Origin of the sequence: Variovorax sp. E3 (assembly GCF_016082275.1) — a bacterium.
GTDB lineage: Bacteria > Pseudomonadota > Gammaproteobacteria > Burkholderiales > Burkholderiaceae_C > Variovorax.
Map to the genome: position 1 here is coordinate 1 of NZ_MOWM01000322.1, position 1660 is coordinate 1660.

A 1660-nucleotide genomic window follows, 5' to 3' on the forward strand; every position below is an offset into this window, starting at 1 on the left:
GTCAAGGCCAAGTTCAGAAGTCGCATCTCTGGCTAAATAGAAATGTCGCATTTGTTCTTTCTTGAAGGTCTCCAGCAAACGCAGTGACTGCCTTGCTTGTGCACCTGCACAGGCTTGCCGCCGAAGGCATCACGATCGTCATTTCAGCGCTGCCCGATGGGGCGGCGCGGGTGGCTTGCAGACGCTCATCACGGCCAGTTCGAGGTCTTCGGATGTGAACTGCCTCGAGCGCTTGGCGCCCGGCAGAGCCTTGCGAGGGTAGGGCGCCTGCCCCTGATTCGTGCGCGAGGGCGTGCTGGACTTCCTGCGATCGTCGCGCTGGCTCTGGATCACCAGGGCAGCCTGCAGTGCATGGCCCAAACGCTTGTTCTCCACGATGGCAGCCGCGTCCACCTGCGGTAGTCTGTCGTAGCGCTCATAGGCCAGACTGACGCCGTCCGCGCGCAGTTCGATGCGGCCGTCCGGATACTCGTAGACATCGATGTAGCGATGGATCAGCTTGCGGTTGGCCGGCGTGTCCTTGAGCAAGTAGATCACGCGGTCGTGCTGCAGCGTCAGTGAGAGTGACACCTTGCGCTGCAGCCGCCAGGTGAAGATCAGATCGAGATCCTCGTCGGCTCGCACAGGCCGATGGGCATCGAAGTCCCGCCTGGCCGGCTTCGCAAACCGCGCATTGAAGTCCGCCATGAAGCGCGGCGCAAAGGCGTTTGCCGCATCGCGCGTGTTGATCCCGCGCAGGCGCAATTCCTTGACCAGCCGGTCCTGCAGCGTCAGGTTGGCACGCTCGACACGACCCTTGGCCTGACTGGTGTTGGCGCACATGATGTCGATGTTCAGCTCGAACAGCGCACGACCGTATTGCGTGGCGCCGCGGCCGAAGTCGGTCGAGGTCTGCACCGCGCGGAAGATGCTCGCCTTGTCGCTGTAGAACGCCACAGGCTTGCCGTGCTGCTCGATATAGCCTCGGGTCGCCTCGAAGTACGCAAACGACGATTCGGTCGGCACGAAGTGCAGCTGCATCAACCGGCTGGTGGCATCGTCGATGAACACAAGCAGCGTGCATTTCGGCGCGCGATCCTCGAACCAGGCGTGGTCGCTGCCGTCGATCTGGATCAGCTCGCCCAAGCACGAACGGCGATTCCTTGGTTGATGGATCTTGGGGGCGCGCTGCTTGCGGGGCGTCCAGAGACCTGCGGCTGTCATGAGCCCGCGTAAGGTCTCAACGCCAATCTTCAGGCCGTGCAGTTCCGCGAGCTTCTCTGCTGCCAGCGTTGGGCCGAAGTCAGCATAGCGCTCGCGCACGATCCTCAGCGCCCGATCTGCCACGCCGGCGCTCAGCTGGTTGTTGCTGGGTTTGCCGCGTTTGCGCGAGACCAAGCCTTCAGGGCCATCATCACGGTAGCGCTGCGCCAGCCGCGCTACCTGGCGCACCGTGAGCCCCAGGCGCGCCGCGGCCTGCGCGGGTCGCAGCATGCGATCCACCAATGCCTGCATCGTTTTGATGCGGTCGACTTCGCGCATCGTCATAGTGATCGTCGCACTTGCCTGGGCCATCGCGCCACCTCGAATCCCACACAGCGGGGGCGCCACGATGCGACATTTCTACTTGGGAGAAAACGGACATTACTACTCGGGGCCTACACGATTTTCTCAACACAAT

General features: G+C 62.6%; 1 protein-coding gene. It reads right to left on the reverse strand.

What is annotated here, in order from left to right:
- Nucleotides 1–138 precede the first annotated feature (138 nt).
- Nucleotides 139–1554 carry an ISNCY family transposase gene (locus tag BMG07_RS40540; RefSeq protein WP_198089192.1) on the reverse strand — a complete coding sequence of 472 codons (1416 nt, stop codon included), beginning with the start codon at nt 1552–1554 and terminating at the stop codon, nt 139–141.
- Nucleotides 1555–1660: the final 106 nt, after the last annotated feature.

Excerpts from the sequence above, each read along its gene's own strand:
- BMG07_RS40540 (WP_198089192.1), bottom strand. The coding sequence starts at position 1,554 with ATGGCCCAGGCAAGTGCGACGATCACTATGACGATGCGCGAAGTCGAC.